This window comes from Candidatus Thiodictyon syntrophicum (genome assembly GCF_002813775.1).
Taxonomy (GTDB): domain Bacteria; phylum Pseudomonadota; class Gammaproteobacteria; order Chromatiales; family Chromatiaceae; genus Thiodictyon; species Thiodictyon syntrophicum.
The window spans coordinates 5,708,199-5,730,913 of record NZ_CP020370.1 but is presented as its reverse complement, the minus strand read 5'-3'; the positions used below and the strand labels follow the sequence as shown (position 1 = coordinate 5,730,913).

23 protein-coding genes are annotated in these 22,715 nt (G+C 66.2%); 7 read left to right on the top strand and 16 right to left on the bottom strand.

Features of this window, described 5'->3' with window-relative positions; genetic code table 11:
* The first annotated feature begins 145 nt into the window (after window positions 1-145).
* Window positions 146-709: an isochorismatase family protein gene (locus THSYN_RS24455; protein ID WP_100921445.1), complete on the top strand. Its 564-nt coding sequence runs from the start codon at window positions 146-148 to the stop codon at window positions 707-709.
* 254 nt (window positions 710-963) lie between these two features.
* Here the strand turns inward: THSYN_RS24455 and THSYN_RS24450 are convergent, their stop codons facing one another.
* The 11 genes from THSYN_RS24450 to THSYN_RS24405 all read right to left on the bottom strand — a co-directional run bounded on the left by THSYN_RS24450 (window position 964) and on the right by THSYN_RS24405 (window position 8,142).
* Entirely contained in the window at window positions 964-1,212 is a 249-nt protein-coding gene (locus tag THSYN_RS24450; RefSeq protein WP_157817910.1) for a hypothetical protein, read from the bottom strand.
* 338 nt (window positions 1,213-1,550) lie between these two features.
* Window positions 1,551-1,925 carry a Mor transcription activator family protein gene (locus THSYN_RS24445; RefSeq protein ID WP_100921443.1) on the bottom strand — a complete coding sequence of 125 codons (375 nt, stop codon included), beginning with the start codon at window positions 1,923-1,925 and terminating at the stop codon, window positions 1,551-1,553.
* An 18-nt stretch (window positions 1,926-1,943) separates the two neighbouring features.
* The gene (locus tag THSYN_RS24440) at window positions 1,944-2,615 is read right to left on the bottom strand and encodes a phage protease (RefSeq protein ID WP_100921442.1); all 672 of its coding nucleotides are present in this window, start codon (window positions 2,613-2,615) and stop codon (window positions 1,944-1,946) included.
* A gap of 2 nt (window positions 2,616-2,617) precedes the next feature.
* The gene (locus THSYN_RS24435) at window positions 2,618-3,583 is read right to left on the bottom strand and encodes a hypothetical protein (RefSeq protein WP_100921441.1); all 966 of its coding nucleotides are present in this window, start codon (window positions 3,581-3,583) and stop codon (window positions 2,618-2,620) included.
* Window positions 3,584-3,631: 48 nt separating this feature from the next.
* Window positions 3,632-3,841, bottom strand: a complete 210-nt coding sequence (locus THSYN_RS34305) for a hypothetical protein (protein ID WP_157817909.1) — start codon at window positions 3,839-3,841, stop codon at window positions 3,632-3,634.
* Window positions 3,838-4,185, bottom strand: a complete 348-nt coding sequence (locus THSYN_RS24430) for a hypothetical protein (protein WP_100921440.1) — start codon at window positions 4,183-4,185, stop codon at window positions 3,838-3,840. Before THSYN_RS24430 ends, THSYN_RS34305 begins: the two co-directional genes overlap by 4 nt.
* 8 nt (window positions 4,186-4,193) lie before the next feature.
* The gene (locus tag THSYN_RS24425; protein ID WP_100921439.1) at window positions 4,194-4,568 is read right to left on the bottom strand and encodes a hypothetical protein; all 375 of its coding nucleotides are present in this window, start codon (window positions 4,566-4,568) and stop codon (window positions 4,194-4,196) included.
* A complete protein-coding gene (locus THSYN_RS24420) occupies window positions 4,565-6,241 on the bottom strand; it encodes a YfjI family protein (RefSeq protein WP_236848671.1) in 1,677 nt (558 codons plus the stop codon). Before THSYN_RS24420 ends, THSYN_RS24425 begins: the two co-directional genes overlap by 4 nt.
* Window positions 6,238-7,389, bottom strand: a complete 1,152-nt coding sequence (locus THSYN_RS24415; protein ID WP_100921438.1) for a CHC2 zinc finger domain-containing protein — start codon at window positions 7,387-7,389, stop codon at window positions 6,238-6,240. Before THSYN_RS24415 ends, THSYN_RS24420 begins: the two co-directional genes overlap by 4 nt.
* The gene (locus THSYN_RS24410; protein WP_100921437.1) at window positions 7,386-7,694 is read right to left on the bottom strand and encodes a hypothetical protein; all 309 of its coding nucleotides are present in this window, start codon (window positions 7,692-7,694) and stop codon (window positions 7,386-7,388) included. The genes THSYN_RS24415 and THSYN_RS24410 overlap by 4 nt, the downstream gene beginning before the upstream one ends.
* Window positions 7,695-7,926: 232 nt before the next feature.
* Complete coding sequence (locus THSYN_RS24405; RefSeq protein ID WP_100921436.1) at window positions 7,927-8,142, bottom strand: helix-turn-helix transcriptional regulator; 216 nt, start codon at window positions 8,140-8,142, stop codon at window positions 7,927-7,929.
* A 576-nt stretch (window positions 8,143-8,718) separates the two neighbouring features.
* Here THSYN_RS24405 and THSYN_RS24400 point away from each other — a divergent pair.
* Complete coding sequence (locus tag THSYN_RS24400; RefSeq protein WP_100922569.1) at window positions 8,719-10,065, top strand: IS1380 family transposase; 1,347 nt, start codon at window positions 8,719-8,721, stop codon at window positions 10,063-10,065.
* Between the two features lie 802 nt (window positions 10,066-10,867).
* Here THSYN_RS24400 and THSYN_RS34300 read toward each other — a convergent pair.
* From THSYN_RS34300 to waaA, 4 genes are all read right to left on the bottom strand, one after another.
* On the bottom strand, window positions 10,868-12,148 hold the full coding sequence (locus THSYN_RS34300) for a hypothetical protein (protein ID WP_157817908.1): 1,281 nt from the start codon (window positions 12,146-12,148) through the stop codon (window positions 10,868-10,870).
* A 305-nt stretch (window positions 12,149-12,453) separates the two neighbouring features.
* Entirely contained in the window at window positions 12,454-12,759 is a 306-nt protein-coding gene (locus THSYN_RS24395; protein WP_157817907.1) for a hypothetical protein, read from the bottom strand.
* Between the two features lie 302 nt (window positions 12,760-13,061).
* The gene (locus THSYN_RS24390; protein WP_172965329.1) at window positions 13,062-14,333 is read right to left on the bottom strand and encodes a tyrosine-type recombinase/integrase; all 1,272 of its coding nucleotides are present in this window, start codon (window positions 14,331-14,333) and stop codon (window positions 13,062-13,064) included.
* 406 nt (window positions 14,334-14,739) lie between these two features.
* Window positions 14,740-16,020 (bottom strand): lipid IV(A) 3-deoxy-D-manno-octulosonic acid transferase, encoded by a 1,281-nt coding sequence (gene waaA, locus THSYN_RS24385; RefSeq protein ID WP_100921433.1) that lies wholly within the window; start codon window positions 16,018-16,020, stop codon window positions 14,740-14,742.
* Window positions 16,021-16,634: 614 nt separating this feature from the next.
* Between waaA and THSYN_RS24380 the strand changes: the two genes are divergently transcribed.
* Entirely contained in the window at window positions 16,635-17,699 is a 1,065-nt protein-coding gene (locus THSYN_RS24380; protein WP_100921432.1) for an NAD(P)-dependent alcohol dehydrogenase, read from the top strand.
* Window positions 17,700-17,736: 37 nt separating this feature from the next.
* On the opposite strand, the gene THSYN_RS24375 is transcribed toward THSYN_RS24380, so the two are convergent.
* Window positions 17,737-18,066 carry a S24 family peptidase gene (locus THSYN_RS24375; protein WP_100921431.1) on the bottom strand — a complete coding sequence of 110 codons (330 nt, stop codon included), beginning with the start codon at window positions 18,064-18,066 and terminating at the stop codon, window positions 17,737-17,739.
* A 110-nt stretch (window positions 18,067-18,176) separates the two neighbouring features.
* Here THSYN_RS24375 and THSYN_RS24370 point away from each other — a divergent pair, with 110 nt between their 5' ends.
* From THSYN_RS24370 to THSYN_RS24355, 4 genes are all read left to right on the top strand, one after another.
* Window positions 18,177-20,003 carry an ABCB family ABC transporter ATP-binding protein/permease gene (locus THSYN_RS24370; protein WP_100921430.1) on the top strand — a complete coding sequence of 609 codons (1,827 nt, stop codon included), beginning with the start codon at window positions 18,177-18,179 and terminating at the stop codon, window positions 20,001-20,003.
* Entirely contained in the window at window positions 20,000-20,482 is a 483-nt protein-coding gene (locus THSYN_RS24365) for a rhodanese-like domain-containing protein (RefSeq protein WP_100921429.1), read from the top strand. Before THSYN_RS24370 ends, THSYN_RS24365 begins: the two co-directional genes overlap by 4 nt.
* A gap of 139 nt (window positions 20,483-20,621) precedes the next feature.
* Window positions 20,622-21,341, top strand: a complete 720-nt coding sequence (locus tag THSYN_RS24360) for a hypothetical protein (protein WP_100921428.1) — start codon at window positions 20,622-20,624, stop codon at window positions 21,339-21,341.
* A 45-nt stretch (window positions 21,342-21,386) separates the two neighbouring features.
* Window positions 21,387-22,637 (top strand): outer membrane beta-barrel protein, encoded by a 1,251-nt coding sequence (locus tag THSYN_RS24355; protein WP_100921427.1) that lies wholly within the window; start codon window positions 21,387-21,389, stop codon window positions 22,635-22,637.
* Window positions 22,638-22,715 lie beyond the last annotated feature (78 nt).

The following is a 22,715-nucleotide window of genomic DNA, read 5'->3' as shown; positions in this document are numbered from 1 at the left end:
AGCGATTCTATTTGGTGTGCGAGAGAATCCGCACCACTACGATAACCTGGATTACGACAACGACAACGACAACGACAAAGAATAGATCTGCATCAAGCAGCAACAACCAATCGGAGGAAATCCAGTGAGCGTTCAACCCATCCAGATGCCGCTGTGTCAGCGCGACTCGTCCCAATTGCTCATCATCGACGCCCAGGAGCGGTTGGCCCGGGCCATGCCGACCGAGGAACTGGAGCAGGTCGTCGCCAACATCAACCGACTGATCACCGCCGCCAAGGTCTTCGGCATCCCGGTGATCGCCACTCAGCAAAACTCCAAGGGTCTGGGGCCGATTATCGAGTCGATCGGTCTGAACCTGCCGCCGGACACCCAAGCCACCGAGAAGACCGCTTATTCCTGCTGCACGGCGCCGGGCTTTGAGCGCAGTATCTCGGCCCACCCGGGGCGGCGCCAATTGATCGTCGTCGGCATGGAGGCCCACATCTGCATCTCCCAGACCGTCGCCGGGCTCCAGCGCTGGGGCTATCAGGTCTTCGTTCCCGCCGATGCCATTATCTCCCGCAAGGAGGTGTGGAAGGCGAATGTCCTCGACCGGATGCGCGCCGGCGGCGTTCAGGTGTCGTGCACCGAATCGGTCGCCTTTGAATGGATCGGCGACTCGGCCCAGGAGCATTTCCGAGAGGTGTGGTCGCTGTTCCGGAATCAGTGACACAGGGGCCTAAAACAGACTCTTTGAATCAATATAAACAGTAGTTTATGTTCGCGTGAGAACTCGTTTAGTGTCCGCAACCCCTCAGCGGGTAACGCCACGGGTAACAGTTGGTGGGCGTTTAGATTGTTCTGAACTGTTATGGCGTGTCCGCCGGCAGTGACCCGGCAGTCGGCGCCGGGAGGGCCGTCACCCGCTCGAAGCCGGGGACCAGGGCGAGCTTGAAGGGGACGGCCGCGGGCTCGGTGGCCAGGTCAGGAGGTGACGGCCGCGGCCTGGGTGTCGAGGTGCGGTCCGCCAGGTGCGGCGCGACCTCCACCACGGGGCCGCCGATCCGCCGGCAGTGACCCGGCAGTCGGCGCCGGGAGGGCCGTCACCCGCTCGAAGCCGGGGACCAGGGCGAGCTTGAAGGGGACGGCCGCGGGCTCGGTGGCCAGGTCAGGAGGGGACGGCCGCGGCCTGGGTGTCGCGGTGCGGTCCGCCAGGTGCGGCGCGACCTCCACCACGGGGCCGCCGATCCGCCGGCAGTGACCCGGCAGTCGGCGCCGGGAGGGCCGTCACCCGCTCGAAGCCGGGGACCAGGGCGAGCTTGAAGGGGACGGCCGCGGCCTGGGTGTCGCGGCGCGGTCCGCCAGCTGCGGCGCGACCTCCACCACGGGGCCGCCGATCCGTCGGCAGTGACCCGGCAGTCGGCGCCGGGAGGGCAGTCACCCGCTCGAACCCGGGGACCAGGGCGAGCTTGAAGGGGACGGCCGCGGGCTCGGTGGCCAGGTCAGGAGGTGACGGCCGCCATACGCAAAAAGATTGCGCCGGCCGGTGCGCTATGCCGCGCTATCCGGCGCTATACCGCGTTATTTTTATGGTTTAGTTGCCTTTGATGCCTGAGAATCATCCAAACCGACTGCTCGGACATCCGGTAGCGCTTGGCAATGGCCCTGATTCCGTGCGGTCCGTTGGTCGTGCCGTCATGTTCTGCCCAGATCTCCAGATTGCGTAGGGCGCGCGTGATCGCGTCATTCTTGGGAATGTACAGCGACCCTCCTCCATACTCAGTCGCTATCCTCGCAATCACGTTGACGGCGCATGTTCGCGTGCTTCGGGGATCCAGATGTGGAAGCGTGTTCGCCACGGTGTCAAAGATTATCGTGGTCATCTCCTCAAACACGCCCGGCCAGCGTCCTGCATCTGTCAGGCTCTCAAGGTCTAAGTCTCCCATGCGTCCTCCGGGTTCGGTTTACGTGGTGGTCAGGTGCCCATACCGGATCAGGGCGGTTGGGGTGTTCCCGAACGCCGCCGCGATCCGCGCCGCATCAACGATTACGCCCTCCTGTGCCCGGTGCAGGGCCGCCGCGGTCTGGGCGTAGCGCTCTAAGCTCTCTGGGGTGTTCCCGAACGCCGCCGCGATCCTGAGCGCGTCGCCGCTCAGCGTTGGGGACGGCCGCGGGGCCGCCAGGCGGTTCAGCGCCGGAAGATCGAGGTTGGGCTTGTTGGTCAGCCCAACCGACTGCACGGCGATAACCTCCTGAGCCGCGTTCAGGGTGTAGGCGGGGCTGTAATACCGATAGCCGCGCGACCTCACGGCCGCCGCGCCGGCCTCGGTCCACTTCACCCGCCCCCAGACTTCGCCCGCCCGCTGTTCCATGGCCTCAATCCACCCGGCCGCCGGGGCGTCCAAGCCGGCCGGGGCGCGGATGTGGGTTGCGTGTTCGGTATCAAGCGGCAGATCGACGCCGCCGGCCTGGAAGCGCTCCACGACAGGACCGGGCGCCGGGTTACTGAAGGTCCGCCCGTCCCGGCCGACGATGATTCCGGCAGGGGCCAAGAGTAGCCACAGGGGCGGGACGGGGCCGCCGAACGCGGCAGCCGGGCCGACGGCAAGCCCATCAAGCGGTGCGGGGTGGGCCATGGTCAGATCCCGAATTCGGCACGCACGGCGGCGGTTGCGGGCGGAACGCGCTCAAGCATCATGTCCGCCGACAACAACGGGGCTCCAAGGCTGCTCACCCGGGGCAGCGACACCCGCGTCAAATAGCCGGACACCAAGCCAAACGGGGCGCCCTTGCACCCTGCAAGGCGGGCATCATCCAATGCCTGCAGCTCGATCAAGGCGGCGGCGGTCTGCTCCGCCAGCAGTTCATATCGTTCTGCAGCGGCGGCAACCTGCGACCTCAAAAAGGCGTCTACCAGGTCGCGGTAGTGGCCGCGGTCGCGCTCAAGCGCGGCCTCGGCGGCATCGGCCAGGCGGTTCAGTCCGGCCAGGGTCGCGGACACCTCGTTGTCGTTCTGCGCTCTCACCTTGGCGTCTTGGGCAAGCTCCGCTGTGACCTCGGCCAGGCGCGCCGACACGTCCTCACCAAGCAATTGCGCCGCAAGCAAGTCCTCAAGCTCGGTTTTCATCTCCTGAGACTTGGCGGGGCAGGTGGGCATGTGCAGTTGCGGCAGGTCGGCGCAGTGACGGCGCAAGGTGTCCACCCGCTGCTTGGTCAGGTCCAGGGCCGTACGCTGCTCCGCCAGGATGGCGGGGGTTACCGCGGTGGCGGCGGTGTTGTCGAGCAACGCCGACAGGCGCGCGACCTCGGACCGATGCGCCTCCAGGCGGGCGCCCTCCATGGCGATGTCTGCCTGCACCCGGGCGCCGATGTCGGTTCCGGTCGTGATCTCATGGGCGTAGCGGTCCGGGCTCGTTCGGTATCCGGCTAGGGCGTTTTCCGTGTCGGCCGCTGTCCTTTCCATGTGCTGTAGCGCCGCGGCGCTTTCGGCCTCGGCGCTTCGTGCCGTACCAAGCTTGGCGCGCAAGGTGTCCTGTGCATCCAGGGCCGCCAGGGCGGCGGCAAGGGGCGTTACAGCGGGGGATGCGGTAATGGGTTTCTTCATGATGGCTCTTGGTAATTGAACGGAGTTAATTGGTTCGGCTGTTGTTCGTTATTTCATAGCCTGAACCTCATAAGTGCGAGACGGATAAGACGACTTTGCGGCGAACATGGCGCGCTCGGCAGCCGATCGGCTATTCCAGCGCCTTGCAGACGAAAGAACGCAGGTTCTCCCGGGGTCTCCCTGCATATCAATCAACCATGATTTTTTGCTTGATCCTACCGACACAACAAAACTTGCTCGTTCGGTGCGTTTTTTCATGTCGCCTCCTTCGGTTGCGCCGGGGCCGCCTTGCGTGGTCGCGGCTTGCGGGTCTTCGCCGCCGGGGCCGCCGCGGGCGCCACGATGGTTTTCACCCGTGCCGCGTGCCGGTCAAACTCGGCATAGATCAGTTCTGCATCCGCCCGGGGCGTGTCCAGTCGCAACCGCGCCACGAACCCGGCAGGGAGTGCGACCAACGTTTGCACATAGCACGCCAGCGGGCCAAGGTCAGCCCGTAGCGCGTCGGTGTGCAGCCATGCCGGTACCGGCCGCCCTGGGTCTTCGCCGGACAGTGCGAGGGGCAACTGATGCAGCGTCGCCTCGGTGTGGTGCTGCTTGTCCATGGTGCTGCTCAGCAATCCAGGGCCAAGACGCACGCGGGGCCGAACTGTTCATTTGCCTCAGCGAAGACGCTCCCTAAGTCGGTGGCGACCGTAACCAGCGTGATCCAGCGGGCGGGATCGTGCGGGGCCATGCGGACCAGGACGCGGTAAGCCCGCTGTACCGGGCGGGGCGCCGGGGCCGGTCCGGCGGGGTCGGCGGCGGGCAGGGGTGTGGCTTGGCGCGGGGCCTCCGGAAGCCCCTCGATTTTTCGAAAAGGGCCGGACGGGGTACCGCCAAAACCGCCAAAAGTCGCATTGAGGGGGGTTTTGTCAGTTTTGGCAGTACCCCATCCGGGGCTTTCAGATTTTTTTTCGGTTGCGCGCAGTCGTTCCAAATAGCTCATGTCTTGTCCTCCAAGATGCTCGGGTGAACGGTGTAGCGGGTAGTCGGGCGCCCTTGGGCGTCGCCGTCCTCGGCCCGGATGCGCCCGAACTCGATCAACACGGCCAGGGCGTCACTGGTTCCCTTCCGATCCAGAAACCGCCAGCCCTTCCGGTAGACATCGCGGGCGGTGAACGGGGCAGGAAGACCTTTAAGCCGCCGGTCCAGTTCCAGGGCGGCAGCCATGTCAACGGCCATCGCCGGGGCGTAGATGCGCCGGGCGTGAGTCTCCAGATACTCAACCCAAGCCATTGCCCGCTGTGCTGAGGCAAGCCCTACCGGGCCGCCCTCTGGCACGTCGGCCAGGTGGCACAGCAGCGCCAGCGATGGGACCAACGAACGAAATTTCGCCAGATGCGACTCAAGACACGGGTGTAGGTCGTCATCTCTCAGGCGATGCTCTAAGACCTCCCGCCAGGCGTTGAACTCCCGCTGTGCGGCCTCGTCGAACCTGACCCACGGCAGCGCGTCACCATCCTCCCAGGTCGCGTGCAGGGCGTCCGGGTCAATACAGTCCAGGCGCTCATAGACGGCGCGGGCGGTGTCCCGGGCCGCGGTGTCGGGCCAGCGGTCCACGTTGTGCCAGTCGCGCGTTGCGTCCGGCCAGACGGCCAACTGGAACCGCTGTACAAGCCCGTCGTCACCGATGCCGCCGCGGATCGCCGACACCATGTAGTCACCAATCGGGCCGGGTTGAATGCCGCCGATGATCGACACACAGGCGCCGGCAATCTCAACGGTGCCCCTACCCATGCGGTCAAAGGTAAATCCGCCGGTGCCGTTCCAGGCTTCCAGGTAGAAGGCGCGCGATCCCTCCCGCCCGTCTTGGTCCAGCGACTTTAGGAAGCCGATCAGTTCATCACGATACAGCAGCATCCCGCGGGGGTTTTCGCGTAGCAGGTCGCCTAATTTCTCAACGGTGGCATCGTGAGTCTTATAGCGTTTCCGCATGGGCGGCGGCGGTTCCTGCACGGCTTCCAGCGCAATGGAATGGGCGCGTCCTGCATCCTTCTCGTGAACGGCTTTGGACACGCGTTTGATGGCCTCTTTAGATGTTTCCTTATGGACCAATAGCGCGGCTTCATAGTTGGTGTTTTCGTGGTCGAAAACTTGCCTTGCTTTCGCCTCAAGCGCGTCAATCATGCGAATCGGCTCTTGAATCGCGGGCGTCTTCAGCAGACTGGGGCGACCGACCACGGCACCCCATAGGTTGGGCGTAACGGTCCAGTCGTCCTGACACTTGGGACGAATCGCCATCTGTCGGCCGACCACGGCCGCAAGTGTGACCATGGCAGAAACGGCGGGGTAGTCAGGTGGGCATTGCATCCGCTCGGAAATGTCTGCGACCCACGGCCGCAGAGCCGCGGGTAGCAGGTCCAGGGCGAACGGGGCCACGGCAGGAAGGCCAGACGGGAGCGGTTCAGGAGCGGGCCACGGGGCCGCGGTGGGCGCGGTGGGCTCGGCGGTATGCGTGACCTCCCTGTCTGCGCGTTTCCGGTTGCGGGGCCGCGGGTTTCTGGCGCGTTGATCGAACCCAGCAAGCATGTCGCCAAGCTTCTTAGGCCCGCCCCCGGTCACTGGGCCGCCTTCCTTACCAGAATCGACGATGATCGCAAATGGAACGGGGTTCGTCATGTCCTGCCCTCCTGTGCAGCATCGCTCAGACGCTTTGATAGGCTACTGGCAAGCTTCTCGGTAGTGGCCTTAATGTCACGCAGCAGTGCCAGTGCCTCGGCGATAGGGACCCCAGTCCGCTGTTCTGATCCCATGGCGGCTTTCAGGTCCCTGGCAAGCTTCGCCAGGTGCGCCGCGTCGCGTTGATGCATCGTCAGATAGTCGGCGCGGTACGGCAGGGGAGTCTCAGCGACGGGCGCCGATGCCGGGCCGGTGGGGTCGGCGCCCCCCGATTCCTGGCGTTGCTTAATCTCCTTGAGCTTGGAATTCACGGTAGCCTCGCCGCTCATGACGGCGCGCACGTCCTCCGGGGTGCCCTCCCTCCGCACCTTGTCTGCACTCTCGACGGATCTGGTGGAGACGCCTACCGATGCGGCGGCGGCGGCAGCAGCCTTGCCGCCCTCGGTGGGGTTAGCGCAATCTTGCGCTAAGGTAGTCCCGGCCATCTGGCGGGCCTGGGCCGCGGGCCGGTGCAGGTCCATTGCGGCGGCGGCAACCATGGCCTTCTGACTGATGGTCAGGTGCCGCCGGTGCAGGTTCTCACTGAGGACGTAGGCGAGCGGGTCGTCACCCGTCCACTGCTCGAATCTGACGTAGACACCCAACTCGGCACAGGCGCGGGCCCGGTGCCGCCCGTCCAGTATCAGATCCTCGTGAAGCAAGATCGGGTGCCGCAGTCCATGGGCCTGGATGTCCTCCTTGAGGCTGGCGAAGTCCTTCGGGGACATGTCCGGCAACAGGCGGCAAAGGGGGTGCGGTGCCGGGCCGGCATCGGGCGCGGAAGGCGCCTCTGCCACGGGGGCGACGGCGGGCGCGATCCCGTACTGTTCGATCAGGTATTCTTGCGCTTGGTCACGACTCAGCTTTTTGTAAGCCATGATGAAGTCAAGCACCGATGCGCCGCTTTTCTCGCAGCTCATACAGCGATAGGCGCCGGTCTTGGCGCGTATCACAAACGATAAATCAGCTTCGATACAGAAAGGGCACATTATGCGCTGTGCGTAGCCTTTACGGTCGGCTACCAAAAGCGGCGCATGAAGGATTTCCTTCTGGTAGAACGCAAGCGGATTGATGGCCGCTTCGGTGGGAAAGAGGACGGTGGTGGTCATGCTGCCCCCTCGGCTACCGCGTCCGCCAGGTGGCCGCAGATGCGCGCAGCAAACTTGATCAGCGCACCGACGCCGGCCAGGTCGTCCGGTGTAGGGGGAAGATCAGAGGACAGCGCCGACGCGGAATATTCCAGATACCCGGCCGCGCCTTCAATCGCGGTCAGCCACACGGCCAAGGTGTCCGCGTTCGACAGGGCGCCGGGGCGGATGGCCCCGTCCAACACACGCAGGGCAAGGGCGACCCGGGCGGGGTCAGGGGTAGGGGTGGGCAGGGGGGCGCCGGGGGCGCGCTCTAGGGTAGTCATGTGCCGATCTCCAAGGGGTGGGAGGATCGGCCGCGAACAGTCGGCAGGGGCAGGACGGACAGCCCCCACGCGGGGTACAATCGCCTTGCCGGTGCAACGCCGTGTCTGCGGCCTCGCTTTGCGCGGGAACCCCTGGCAGGGTTCCCGCGACGGCCTCCACCATACGCCAGTCTTGAGCGCTCTCCAAGCCCCTGCACGCCGTCACGTGCCGGGGCTTTTCGTTGTTGGTGGGTCACTGGGTGGCCTCCTTGGGGCGCTCCGTGTGGGTGTTGGCAGTTACCCAAGCCTGCAACGCCGCGGGGTGGTAGAGGACCCGGCCGCCGATCTTGACGAACTCAGGGCCTGCCAGCCGTTGTCGCCAGCTCGCCATCGTGGACGGCCTCACGGCCAGTTGCACGGCCGCTTGCTCGGGCGTCAACAACTCGGTTACTACAAGGGGTAATTTCATGCTGCTTTGCTCTGTTTGGTGGGGATTTTACGGGGTAGGCTGCTTTTCCCTGACCCGGCCGCGATAAGTGCCGCGATGAACTCTGCGCGGTTCCAAAACTTCCGCTCACGGATGATAAGCGGGCGGGGGATAACGCCGTCGCGCGTCCAGCGCCATAAGGTCATAGGTGAAATGTCGCCGGCCAGGGCGCACGCAGTTGTCGAATTGATTAGGGTCGCGCAGTCGGGCGCTTGGGGTTCGGTGGGAGTCGTTGCGTAAGCGTTGCTTAGGGGGTCTTGCATGTTTGGCGTTGCTACGTGGTGTTGTGTGGTGTGGTCAGGATAAGAGGCGAACGATCGAAAGTCCGCTAAAGCGTTTTAGCGCTTCGCAGGGCTTGCGACAGGCGCAATAAACTTGCGCCATGCGCAATAGGCTTGCGCGGGGTCTGTGACCAGGTGTCAACGGCAGCTTATTGCAGTGAAGGCCATAGACCTCGGCCAGTGATCTAAATGAGCCTCAGAATCGTTGATCTGTTGGAATTTCAGCGAGATAGAGTTAAAATGGCGCATTCCTGAGACTCACTCCGCAGGTGACATGGTGCGACGGCTCATCATTGCGAAATCCGAGGCTGATTTTACTTCCCACGCGGGATTGGGACTGATCGGGATGGCGATTAGTCAGCACACCGACCTGGCGAAAGATGCGACCGCAGCGGCGCCGGCCCGGAGCGATGCCATACCGCATGTCAAGATCCTGACTAGCTACATCGGGCTGCTGTGTTTGGGCAAGAGCGATTTTGAAGCGATCACGGCGTTCCGGCAGGACCCGTATTTCGCTGAGGCGTTGGATGTCGACCAAGTTCCCTCGGCCGTCACGTTGCGCCAACGCCTTGATACCCACGCGGCGGCGCTCATGGCGCCGATCATCGAGGCATCCATCGCGTTTCTGCAGCGTATCGCGGCACCGATTACGCCCCTGGCCAATGGTCTGGTCGCACTGGATGCGGATGTCACCCCGTTGAACAACGCCAAGACCAAGAAAGAGGGGGTGTCGCGCACCTACAAGGGTGACGACGGGTTCGCCCCGATGGCCGCCTATCTGGGCCAGGAGGGGTACTGCTTGGAGTGGGAGTTGCGGGCCGGTAGCCAGCACTGCCAGAAGGACACCCCCGCGTTGCTGGAGCGGGTGCTGACGCGGGCCCGCCGGCTGACCGCGCTGCCGTTGCTGCTGCGCCTGGACAGCGGCAATGACGCGCTCGACAACATCGCGACGGTCATCGCGCACAATGAGGCGCACCCGGACGCCGCCCCGGTGCACTACCTGATCAAGTGGAACCCGCGCCAAGAAAGTCCAACGCAGTGGCTGACTTACGCCGAGGAGTACGGCGACTGGAGCACGCCGCGCCCGGGTAAGCGGGTGGCCCTGTTCGAGGTGCGCGACACCCGCTTTCTGGACGGATACGAATACCCGCTGCGCCGCGTCATGCGCGTCATCGAGCGCACCATCGACAAGCATGGTCAGCACCTCCTGATTCCCGACATTGAAATCGAAGGCTGGTGGAGCAGCCTGGAATTCGATGAGGAAACCATCATTGCGCTCTATGCCGACCATGCCACCTCCGAACAATTCCACAGCGAATTTAAGACCGACCTGGACATTGAGCGACTCCCCTCAGGAAAGTTTGCGACCAACGCACTGGTGTTAGCCTGTGCCGCATTCGCCTACAACATCCTGCGCTGGATCGGTCAGACCGGTCTCTTGGGCCCGGATGCCCCGCCCCGCCACCCGGCGAAGCGGCGACGCCTGCGCACCGTGATGCAGGAACTGATGTACGTTGCCGCCCGCCTGATCGTCACCGGCCGCCGCCTCAAACTGGCCTTCGGCTATGGTTGCCGGATCGTCCCTGTCTTCCGTCGCTTGTACGCCCAATTGGCCGGTCCCTAATCCCTGCGACGGATGCAGTGCGGCCCGCTTGCCGCCGTGCGATGCGCGCGGTGGACTCACCCTATTGGTTAACGTATGCGGTCGATCCCCGGCATGCGTCACTCCAGCTCAAAATTGACGCAGCGGCGACCCTCTCGCGACCGCTGGCCTACTGTTACGCCGCGAATCTCGACTCCAACCCCTTTGGTAGCCGTTTGTCGGAGTAGGGCACCGTACTAGTTCACGGATTCAGGATAGACTGACCGGAACCCGGCCGACTCATAGGCTATAACTATCGGGCGCAGTTATTGCGTTTCATGTAATACAGGGTTTTGCGAGCATTAAGCAATTGACGTGCCCATAGGTTCAGCCTATCGACCGGCGCGGACACGAAGCGTAAAAATAGCCTCGAGGCTAGTCTTCCCGGTCCTCCTGGGTGTCGCGGTGCGGTCCGCCAGGTGCTGCGCGACCTCCACCATGGGGCCGCCGATCCGCCGGCAGTGACCCGGCAGTCGGCACCGGGAGGGCAGTCACCCGCTCGAACCCGGGGACCAGGGCGAGCTTGAAGGGGACGGCCGCGGGCTCGGTGGCCAGGGGGAGACGGCCGCCAAGCCGAACCCGGGGCCGCGGTCCTGGGAGGTTGCGCCGGCAGTCGGCGCCGGCAGGGCCTCGGGCAGGTCGAACCGGCCGCGGCGCAGCTCCACCACGGGGCCGCCGATCCGCCGGCAGTGACCCGGCAGTCGGCGCCGGGAGGGCCGTCACCCGCTCGAAGCCGGGGACCAGGGCGAGCTTGAAGGGGACGGCCGTGGGCTCGGTGGCCAGGTCAGGAGGGGACGGCCGCGGCCTGGGTGTCGCGGTGCGGTCCGCCAGGTGCTGCGCGACCTCCACCATGGGGCCGCCGATCCGCCGGCAGTGACCCGGCAGTCGGCACCGGGAGGGCAGTCACCCGCTCGAACCCGGGGACCAGGGCGAGCTTGAAGGGGACGGCCGCGGGCTCGGTGGCCAGGGGGAGACGGCCGCCAAGCCGAACCCGGGGCCGCGGTCCTGGGAGGTTGCGCCGGCAGTCGGCGCCGGCGGGGCCTCGGGCAGGTCGAACCGGCCGCGGCGCAGTTCCACCACGGGGCCGCCGATCCGCCGGCAGTGACCCGGCAGTCGGCGCCGGGAGGGCAGTCACCCGCTCGAAGCCGGGGACCAGGGCGAGCTTGAAGGGGACGGCCGCGGGCTCGGTGGCCAGGGGGAGACGGCCGCCAAGCCGAACCCGGGGCCGCGGTCCTGGGAGGTTGCGCCGGCAGTCGGCGCCGGCGGGGCCTCGGGCAGGTCGAACCGGCCGCGGCGCAGTTCCACCACGGGGCCGCCGATCCGCCGGCAGTGACCCGGCAGTCGGCGCCGGGAGGGCCGTCACCCGCTCGAACCCGGGGACCAGGGCGAGCTTGAAGGGGACGGCCGCGGGCTCGGTGGCCAGGGGGAGACGGCCGCCAAGCCGAACCCGGGGCCGCGGTCCTGGGAGGTTGCGCCGGCAGTCGGCGCCGGCGGGGCCTCGGGCAGGTCGAACCGGCCGCGGCGCAGTTCCACCACGGGGCCGCCGATCCGCCGGCAGTGACCCGGCAGTCGGCGCCGGGAGGGCAGTCACCCGCTCGAAGCCGGGGACCAGGGCGAGCTTGAAGGGGACGGCCGCGGGCTCGGTGGCCAGGGGGAGACGGCCGCCAAGCCGAACCCGGGGCCGCGGTCCTGGGAGGTTGCGCCGGCAGTCGGCGCCGGCGGGGCCTCGGGCAGGTCGAACCGGCCGCGGCGCAGTTCCACCACGGGGCCGCCGATCCGCCGGCAGTGACCCGGCAGTCGGCGCCGGGAGGGCCGTCACCCGCTCGAAGCCGGGGACCAGGGCGAGCTTGAAGGGGACGGCCGCGGGCTCGGTGGCCAGGTCAGGAGGGGACGGCCGCGGCCTGGGTGTCGCGGTGCGGTCCGCCAGGTGCGGCGCGACCTCCACCACGGGGCCGCCGATCCGCCGGCAGTGACCCGGGCGAGCGGTCAGGAGTACCAGGTGGGTGGAGACGGCCGCGGCCTGGGTGTCGTGGTGCCTGTCCGCCAGGTGCTGCTCGATCTCCACCACAGGGCCGCCGATCCGCCGGCAGTGACCCGGCAGTCGGCGCCGGGAGGGCCGTCACCCGCTCGAAGCCGGGGACCAGGGCGAGCTTGAAGGGGACGGCCGCGGGCTCGGTGGCCAGGTCAGGAGGGGACGGCCGCGGCCTGGGTGTCGCGGTGCGGTCCGCCAGGTGCGGCTCCACCTCCACCAAGGGGCCGCCGATCCGCCGGCGCGGCCTGGGTGTCGTGGTGCCGGTCCGCCAGGTGCTGCTCGATCTCCACCACAGGGCCGCCGGTGCGCCGGCAGGACCGCGGGCGCAGTGACCATGGTCAGGAGGGGCCGGCCGCGGCCTGGGTGTCGTGGTGCCTGTCCGCCAGGTGCTGCTCGATCTCCACCACAGGGCCGCCGATCCGCCGGCAGTGACCCGGGCGAGCGGTCAGGAGTACCAGGTGGGTGGAGACGGCCGCGGCCTGGGTGTCGTGGTGCCTGTCCGCCAGGTGCTGCTCGATCTCCACCACAGGGCCGCCGATCCGCCGGCAGTGACCCGGGCGAGCGGTCAGGAGTACCAGGTGGGTGGAGACGGCCGCGGCCTGGGTGTCGTGGTGCCTGTCCGCCAGGTGCTGCTCGATCTCCACCACAGGGCCGCCGATCCGCCGGCAGTGACCCGGCAGTCGGCGCCGGGAGGGCCGTCACCCGCTCGAAGCCGGGGACCAGGGCGAGCTTGAAGGGGACGGCCGCGGGCTCGGTGGCCAGGTCAGGAGGGGACGGCCGCGGCCTGGGTGTCGCGGTGCGGTCCGCCAGGTGCGGCGCGACCTCCACCACGGGGCCGCCGATCCGCCGGCAGTGACCCGGCAGTCGGCGCCGGGAGGGCCGTCACCCGCTCGAACCCGGGGACCAGGGCGAGCCGGCCGGGGGCCTTGCCCGGGTCGGCAGCCGGCTATCTCCGCGCGAACTCCACCACGTTACTCAGTTCGGCCTCGCCTACCAGGCGCAGCACGTAGCCTGCCCAAGCATCTAACGCGGTCTTGCGTTCGTCCAGATACAAGGCTCGGTTGTAGGTGCCAGCAACGCCAGCGCGGGCGCCCGACACATGGTTCAGCGTGGCCTCTATGACATGTGGCGGAATCCGCAAGTCCTCTGCAAGGCGAGTAGCGAGCGTCCGGCGCAAGTCGTGCCAGGTCCACGGGGCGAGATTGGCACAGGCGTCAAGCTTGGCCTTGTACCAAGACCAGCCATAGACAGGCTTTGCGCCGGATGTAGTAAACACGAAGTCAGATTTTATCCCCATCGAATCCTGCTCAGACTTGCGCGCTTCAAGGATCTCCAAGACGGGCGCCGACAGGTGAACGACATGCTCGCGATGGTTCTTCGTCCGGGAACTGGGCAGGGTCCAAGTGCAGCCGTCAATTTCTGACCAGCGCAACCCCGTCACCTCATCGCGCCGTTGCCCGGTCAGTGCGAGAACCTTGACCATACCCGCGAACAAGCATTCACGATGGGCCTGAGTCTCTGCCAGGGCTCGCCATATAACACACAGTTCGCCTGGAGATAGTACCCGCTCCCGGGTTCGTTCGGCGCCGGGCTTCTTGATGCCGTCGGTAGGATCGGTCTTGATGATTTCCCGGTCCAGTGCCCACTTGCATAGCGTACCGAGATAGGTGAGCGTCCGGTTCGCCATGACTTCCGCGCCACGTTCAACCAGCGCGTCAAGCACGTCCAACACGTCACGCTTGGCGACCTCTATCAGCGGCCTATCAGTCCACGCGGCGAACAGGTCTGACGATAGGGCGCGCTCTATCTCGCTCAGGGTGCGGGGGGCCGGTCGGCGTTGCTGGCGTCCGCGGTACTTCTCCAAGAACTCGTCACGGACCGCGGCAAAGGTGTTGCGGCTTGCCGATGCCTGCCCTTCCCGCCGGTCCTGCACAACCCGCGCAGGGTCCTGCCCCCGTTCCGCCATGGTCCGGGCCTCGGTCGCCAGGGCGCGGGCCTCAGCGAGACTGACCGCCGGATACCTCCCGAGCGTCACCCGCTGTTGCATCCATGCGCCGGCCTTGAGGGCACGAACGATCAGGATCCACGAACGGGCGCCAGATGCCGACACGCGAAGTCCAAAGCCGGGTTGTGTGGTATCCCAAAACTCGGCACGGTCGGCCCCGTCAGGGGCCTTCACGCGCTTCACGGCAGCATCTGTCAGGCGCAGTTTTGGCATGGTCGCGGTTCCTGTCATGGCCCGGGATGTTACCCGGGGCGCTCCCCGGGTAACGCCTCGGGTAACGGGCTTGGGTGTTATGGGCTGTTACCCACTAGGCGTAACAGTCTATAACAATCGGCAGGAAAATGAACGCGCGGAAGGGGTTGGAGTGGTCATAGCCGACTGGCATGTTATGCACAGTTCGGCCAAGAAATGCGATTGTCACTGATCCGGAATCAGTGATCCCAGAAAAAGCAGTTTAGCCGCAAATTAACGCAAATAATCAGAGGCTGGGCCTTTATTGCATGTTCACCGTCCGGGTGACGCCCGCGACGATGCCAACCAGTCGGTTTATTTGCGCTTATTTGCGTTCATTTGCGGCCAAATACTCTATCTTGGGGTGATCCTGGATAAAGCGTGCGGCTCAGGCGCCGGTCGCCGCCGGTAACCGCTCCTCGATCAGTTCGATCAGCCGCGCCAAGGCGCCGCGGTTCTGCTCGACCACCTGCCGTCCGCGCTCGCCGATGCGTGCGCGCAGGGCCGCGTCGGTCAGCCAGTCGCCCAGCAGGTCCGCCAAGGCCGTCGCGCTCGTCACCTGCACCGCTGCCCCCTCGCTTACGAGCAACTCGGTGATTGCCGCGAAGTTGAAGACCTGGGGGCCCGTGACCACCGGCACCCCCACGGCGGCGGCCTCCAGGGGGTTATGACCGCCGATGGGCACCAGACTGCCGCCGATAAAGGCGGCGTCCGCGGCGGCCAGGAAGACCGGCAGTTCCCCCATGCTGTCGCCCAGGAAGACTGCGCTCTCCCGCGTACAGGGCGTCCGGGTGCTGCGCCGCACCAGTTCAAACCCAGCGCGCGTCACCAGGTTCGCGACCCGCTCAAAGCGTTCCGGGTGGCGCGGCACCAGCACCAGCAGGGCCCCTGGGACGCGCGCGCGCAGCCGGCGGTGGGCGGCCAGCATGAGTTCGTCCTCGCCCTCATGGGTGCTCGCCGCTACCCACACCGGACGCTCGCCGCCCCAGGTCCGACGCAGCACCTCCGATTGGTCCTGAAGGCTGGCCGGCAGCCGCAGATCGAACTTGATGCTGCCGATCACCCGCACCCGCCGCGGGTCCGCCCCCAGGTCCAGAAAGCGCCGGGCGTCCGGCTGCGCCTGCGCGGCGATCAGGTCGAAGCGCCCCAGGGTCTCCCGGGTCAGCCCGGCCAGACGCGCATAGCCCTTGGCCGATCGGGCGGAGAGCCGGGCGTTGGCGAGCACTACGGCAACGCCGTGGGCGCCGCACTGGGCCAGGGTGTTGGGCCAGATCTCGGTCTCCATGACGATCAGGAGCCGGGGCCGCATCCGGGCAAGCAGGCGTGCGACGACCTCGGGCAGGTCATAGGGCGTGTAGCGATGTGTCACCGCATCCCCAAACAGTTCCCCCACCCGGGCCGCGCCCGTGGGGGTGGTGGTGGTCACCAGGACGGTGAGCGGTGGTTGGCGGGTCAACAGGTGTCTGATCAGCGGTGCCGCCGCCTGGACCTCTCCCACCGAGACGGCATGGACCCAGACCGCGGCCGGCGCGGTGGGGGGCGCGTCGCGGACCAGGCGTTCACGGATCCGCCGCCGATAGGCAGGGGCCTTGAGGCTGCGCCAGTAGAGTCGCAGCAACACGAACGGCAGCAGCAGGCGCAGGATCAGCGTGTAGGTTTGCAGATTCATCGGGCCGGTGCCGCGTGCCGAGGGGGAGTGTCGCCATCTTGCCGGAACGACGCGGGCAGGTCACGGCAAATCCGGTGGGGCGGGGGGTGCTATCAGATCAGAGGTGATGTGGTGACCGAGATCCCGGGTACGTTGTCGTTGTCGTAATCGAATAATCCGACCACGATTACGACAACGACAACGACAACGACGCCCGGTCCGTGAGAACGTCCAGTAGCTTCAGTTCCGATCGCACCCGGGGCGGGGCGACCTTGTGAGCGCGGCGGCGCGGACCCATAAACAGTCCCGGGAGTGGCACCTGAAGGCCATCGGCGAGCGCCGTTTGGCGTGCGTCGCATGATTGGGCCGTCTTTCAACGCTCCACGCCCCCTTCCGCCCCGCTGCCGACCTGAGCGCGCAAGCCTTGGCCGCGACCAGCGTTGGACGGGCCCTTGATCATGGCGCCGCCCACTCGCCCTTGCGGCTACCCGTTGCGGCCTGGGGGCCGCTCCTACCCCCGTAGGAGCGGCCCCCAGGCCGCGATAACGGCCCCGCGCGCGGCGACCGGAATCATGATCAAGACCGTCGACCGGGCTGCCGCATTATCAACTTTCCATTTGAGGAGCGCCTTCGTCATGACCCCTACGCTTGGATACGCCGCCCACAGTGCGACCGCCCCGCTCGCTCTCTTCGACTTCGCGCGGCGCGCGCCCGGCCCGCGCGACGTGCAGATCGAGATCCTCTATTGTGGTGTGTGCCATTCGGACCTGCATACCGTGCGCGACGAATGGCACAACAGTGTCTATCCGGTGGTGCCGGGCCACGAGATCGTCGGCCGGGTCACCGCGGTGGGCGGCGAGGTCAAGGGCTTCAAGGTTGGCGATCTGGCCGGGGTGGGCTGCATGGTCGATTCCTGCGGGACCTGCCCTGACTGCCGCGACGGCCTGGAGCAATATTGCCCGACCTTCACCCTGACCTACAACAGCCCGGACCCGCATACCGGGAAAATGACCTATGGCGGGTACTCCAACCGCATCGTGGTGGATGAACACTTCGTGCTGCGGGTATCGGACAAACTGCACCTGCCGGGAGTCGCGCCACTGCTGTGCGCCGGTATCACCACCTGGTCGCCGCTGCGGCAGTGGAAGGTGGGCAAGGGCCAGAAGGTCGGCGTGGTCGGTCTGGGCGGCCTGGGCCACATGGCGGTGAAGTTCGCCCATGCCTTCGGGGCCCATGTGGTGCTGTTCACGACCTCGCCGGGTAAGGCGGCCGATGCCCGTCGGCTGGGTGCCGATGAGGTCGTGATCTCGAAAAACCCTGATGAAATGAAGCAGCATCTTGCCAGTTTCGACTTTATTCTCAATACGGTGGCCGCGCCGCACAACCTGGACGCCTATCTGGAGCTGCTCAAGCGCGACGGGACCATGTGTCTGGTCGGGGCACCAGAGAATCCGCACCCGTCGCCGACCGTCTTCAACCTGATCTTCAAGCGCCGCCGCCTGGCCGGTTCGCTGATCGGCGGCATCCGGGAGACCCAGGAGATGCTTGATTTCTGCGCCGAACACGGCATCGTCTCCGACATCGAGATGATCCCGATCCAGCAGATCGACGAGGCCTATGAGCGGATGCTGCGCAGCGACGTAAAATACCGCTTCGTCATCGACATGGCGTCGCTGCGGCCGGAGCGCGTCGGCGGCTGAAAACCGCGGAAGCGGCTTGCCGCCGCTGTCGGTCTCGCTAAGGGTAGTGTTTGATCCGGCGCCGGATATTGCGCTGGACGATGACGCCGAGGACGTCCCAGTCGCGCCCGGCAAGGCTGATCGGCGGATAATCCGGGTGTTCCGCGATCAGATACTCGGCCCCCTGCGGGTCGCGCACATACTTGCGGAACCAGCGCACCCCCGCAACCTGCGCGAACACATAGGACCCGGGGTCGCGCCGGTCGCCGGGGGCGACGATCACGATGCAGCCGTGTGGGAACTCGGGCGCCATCTCCTCGCCCAGGACCTGCAGGGCATAGGGTTCCTGGCGGCTGCAATCCGTGTCGGCCGGGGTATGATCTGTCATTATCCGTCCTCATCGAGCGATGACCTTACTTCACCGGGGCCGCGCACGACGGCGGACCCCGCACCGCCGTGTAAATTGACACCCGCGCGGCCCAAACGCAACCAGACCCGATGCAACCACGAATCATCAGTACCGAGCGCGTCCACAGTGACCGTCGCGACTGGGGCAACCTGCACGCCATGCTGCCCTATCTCTGGGAGTTTCGCGGGCGGGCGGTCGCGGCACTGGTCTGTCTGGTCTTGGCCCGCGTCGCCAACGTGGGCGTACCCCTGGTGCTCAAGGGGATCGTGGACGCCTTCAGCGGGACCCGGGGCCAGACCCTGGTCCTGCCGCTGTCGCTCCTGCTCGCCTATGGGGCGCTCAAGCTCGGCAGTTCGCTTTTCAACGAGCTGCGCGACGTGGTGTTCGCCCGGGTGCGCTACCGGGCCATGCGGCGGCTCTCGACCCGGGTGCTGGAACATCTGCACACCCTGTCCCTGCGCTACCACCTGGAGCGGCGCACCGGGGCGGTGAGCCGGGACCTGGAGCGGGGCACCCGCTCGGTGTCCACCATCGTCAACTACATGGTCTTCAGCGTCCTGCCGGTGTTGGTGGAGTTCGCCCTGGTGGCGGTGGTCCTGCTTGGCCGCTACGCGCCGGTGTTCGCCCTTGTGACCTTCGGCACGGCCGCGGTCTATGTCGCCTTCACCTTCGCCATCACCGAGTGGCGCATGGACTACCGCCACGACATGAACCGCCTGGACTCGCTCGGCAACGCCCAGGCCTTCGACAGCCTGATCAACTACGAGACGGTGAAGTATTTCGGCAACGAGGGCATGGAGCTTGCGCGCTACGACCGCACCCTGGCCGCCTGGGAGGAGATGGCGGTCAAGAGCCAGACCTCCATGGCGGTCCTGAACTTCGGTCAGGGGGCCATTATCGCCCTGGGGGTGACACTCCTGATGGTCTTCGCCGCCGGCGCCGTGGTGGGCGGGACCATGACCGTCGGCGACCTGGTGATGGTCAATGCCCTGCTGCTCCAACTCTTCATCCCGCTCGGCTTCCTGGGTATCGTCTATCGCCAGATCAAGTACGCCCTGGCGGACATGGACCTGGTCTTCAAGCTCCTGGAGCGCCAACCCGAGATCGCGGACCGCCCGGGGGCGCGCGCGCTCCCGGCCGGCCAGGGCGGGATCCGCTTCGAGCATGTGGACTTCCACTACCAGCCGGAGCGTGGCATCCTCCATGACCTGGACTTCCGCATCGAGCCCGGTCAGACCCTGGCCGTGGTCGGCCACAGCGGGGCCGGTAAGTCGACCCTGGCGCGGCTCCTGTTCCGCTTCTATGATGTGACCGGCGGGCGTATCCTGATCGATGGCGCGGACCTGCGCGAGCTGACCCAGGCCAGCCTGCGTGCCGCCATCGGCATCGTTCCCCAGGACACGGTCCTGTTCAACGAGAGCATCTACTACAATCTGCGCTACGGGCGCCCTACGGCGACGCGCCCGGAGATCGAGCGGGCGGCGGAGATGGCCCATATACGCACCTTTGTGGAGGGTCTGCCGGACGGCTGGGAGACGCTGGTGGGCGAGCGTGGACTCAAGCTCTCGGGCGGGGAGAAGCAGCGGGTGGCCATCGCCCGGGCGATCCTCAAGCGCCCGCGCATCCTGGTCTTCGACGAGGCGACCTCCTCGCTCGACAGCCACACCGAGCAGGCGATCCAGCAGACCCTGGCGGAGGTGGCGGAAAATCACACCACCCTGGTCATCGCCCACCGCCTGTCCACGGTGGTGGAGGCACACCGGATACTGGTTATGGAGCAGGGGCGCATCCGTGAGCAGGGGACCCACCGGCAACTCCTGGAGGCCGGCGGCCATTACGCAGCCATGTGGGACCTGCAACAGCGTGAGGGCAGCGCCGCCACCCTGAAACCCACCGCGAGTCAGACCGCTGTATGAAAAATTTTATCGAGCTTATCCGGGGCTGCCTGCAAGACGTCAGAGAGATCATGCCCTGGGACCTGGCGGAGCGCCGGCAAGAGAACCCTGACCTGTTGATCGTGGATGTCCGCGAGCCGCACGAATTTGCGGCCATGCACATCGCGGGCTCACTGTCTGTCCCCCGCGGCATACTGGAGTCCGCCTGCGAGTGGGAGTATGAGGAGACGGTTCCGGAACTGGTGCGGGCGCGGCAGCGGGAACTGGTGGTGGTATGCCGCTCCGGCTATCGTAGCGTCTTGGCAGCCAATGCTTTGTTGATACTAGGCTTTTCCGACGTCGCCTCGCTGCGGACCGGGTTGCGGGGCTGGAAGGACGACGAGCGGCCCTTGGTGGATGCCGCGGGCGCCGCGGTGGACCTTGATGCGGCCGATCTGTACTTCAGTCCCCAACTCAGGGCGGACCAGATGCGCCCTAAGGACTGGTGCAGGGCGCCCTGAAACGCCTGGTGCGTGCAACGGGCGCAACGGCTCTGGAGCTTTTGCCGGGAAATGTGCCAGAATTAGGACGTTGGTGTCCAGGTTGGTCTGTTGGGTCGTATCAGATCAGCACGCCGTGTGCACTGCCGGAGTCGGAAACATGAATTTCAAGATCGTCACTTGCATACTTGGGGTTGTGGTTTTGAGTGCCGCGGCGCCCGCCTTTGCCCAAACCGCCGGCGTCACGAACGCCGCCTTCATCTCACCGTCGGTGCGGGCCTTGACCGATCGGCTGGCCGCCTCGGGTGCGCGCGCCGCGGGGGCGGAGGAGCGGATTTCCGAACTGTGTTCAGAGTCGACTGACACGGGTGACCTCACCGAGGCCCTGCTGCTCAGCGGGTTTGACGTCTTCACCGTGGTACGCGACACCATCCTCGCCTGTGGCAAGGACGGCAACGCGTCGGGTGTGGCCGCGCGAGTCGCCACGCGTGCGCTGATGATCAAGGGGCCGACGGCGAAATACCTGATCGACGCGGGCGTACTGGCAGCGGCCGCGGAGATCGAGCGCCGCCGCCGCGCCGCGCCGCTGGACGGGGCCCCGGCTGCCGGGGCCACGACGGCAACCCAGGCGCAGCGCGACCTGGAGCGGGAGCGGCTGGAACGTATGATGCAGAAAGGACTCATTGATGACGAATATCGACGCTACATCGACGAGCGGCGCTCCCTGGCCGAGCGAAGCTTTCCGGAAGTTCCTGCCTACGCCGAGCCCGACGAGGCGATTTACGGGATACTCTACACCCAGGCCCTGGTCGGCGGCGGCTACCTCGACCACACCCTGGACCAGCGCGCGGACCCCGGTGGTTTTGCCAGCCCCAACTGAGTGCCGTTTCGGTCCTGATCGCCAATACTGCGGAGAATCCCTTCAATGGTAAGGCTGCGCCCCTTCATGCTTGTCGGCGTCCTGGCGATCTGCGCGGTTCCGGGGACCACGCTCGGTCAGCCGGTCGGAACCGGATTCGATCTTGGCGGGTTTCGGGCCTATCCGTGGCTCAATCTGCTCGCGGGTTACGAATCCAATTATTATAAGACCAGTAACGACGTGCGTCTCGATAATGCGATTGCGGGCCTGGGCGGCGTCGGGCGATTGTCTACCTGGGAAACGGTCGTGGAGCCGGGCATCCGCCTCACGGCCTTGAAGGGGGCGGATTCATACAGCCTGTCCTACTTCGCCCGCATCGGCATCGTCAGCGCGAGCCCAGCCGACAACTTCACGGATCAGCAGGCGCAGGCCAACGCCAATTGGGAGTTCGGGTTGCGGCATCGCGTCACCTTCAACTACCAGTATTGGTACTGGCACGACCGCCGCGGCTCGGGCTCGCCGGTGGACTCCTCGCGCGCCAACTTTTTCTACCCGCATCCCGACCTCTGGGATTCGAACCGCGTCACGCTCGGCTACAGCTATGGTGCCCCGGGGGCGCGCGGCCGTCTCGATCTGATGGCGGGTTACCGGACCCGTCATTACTTGAACAACAACCAGGAGGTGCGCGACAACGACCGGCCCGTCCTGGGGGCGACGCTGTACACGCGGGTCAGCCCCAAGGTGTCGCTGTTGTTTGATGCGGCCTGGGAAAAGGTGAATTACACGCGGCAGGCTCCGGGTGCGCTCACCCTGGATAGCGACCAAATGACCCTCTATACGGGCGTCACCTGGGACGCCACCGCAAAGACCAGCGGCACCGTGAAGGTGGGTTGGCTGGGCAAGAACTTCGCGGCGGGCCAGCGGGAGAATGTCAGCGATTTCGGTTGGTCGGCCCAGCTCCAGTATCGCCCCCGCACCTATTCCACGTTCAATCTGGTGACTGAACGCACCCCGGCCGAAACCAACACGGGCCTGGCCGACGCGATTGTGGTCAGCCTCGTCAATCTGGACTGGGTGTACTACTGGCAGCCGCGCCTTTATACCCGGGTCGGGCTGCTCGGCACCAATGACAAATATATCGGCGAGGCGCGCACGGACCATCGTTACAATGCTTCCGGGGGGGTCTTCTATCAGATGCGGCGGTGGCTGGAACTCGGGGTCAATTATACCTATGAGGCACGTACCTCCGACGTGCCCCTCGACGCGGCGGATTACACCGACAATGTGCTGCTGTTCTCGATGCGCACCGCGTACTGATCCCGTGTCCGGGAGCCTTGTCACGGAGGCTGCCTTGAGTGCAGTACGGCGCCTGCTCAACCCTCCACCTGGTCGATC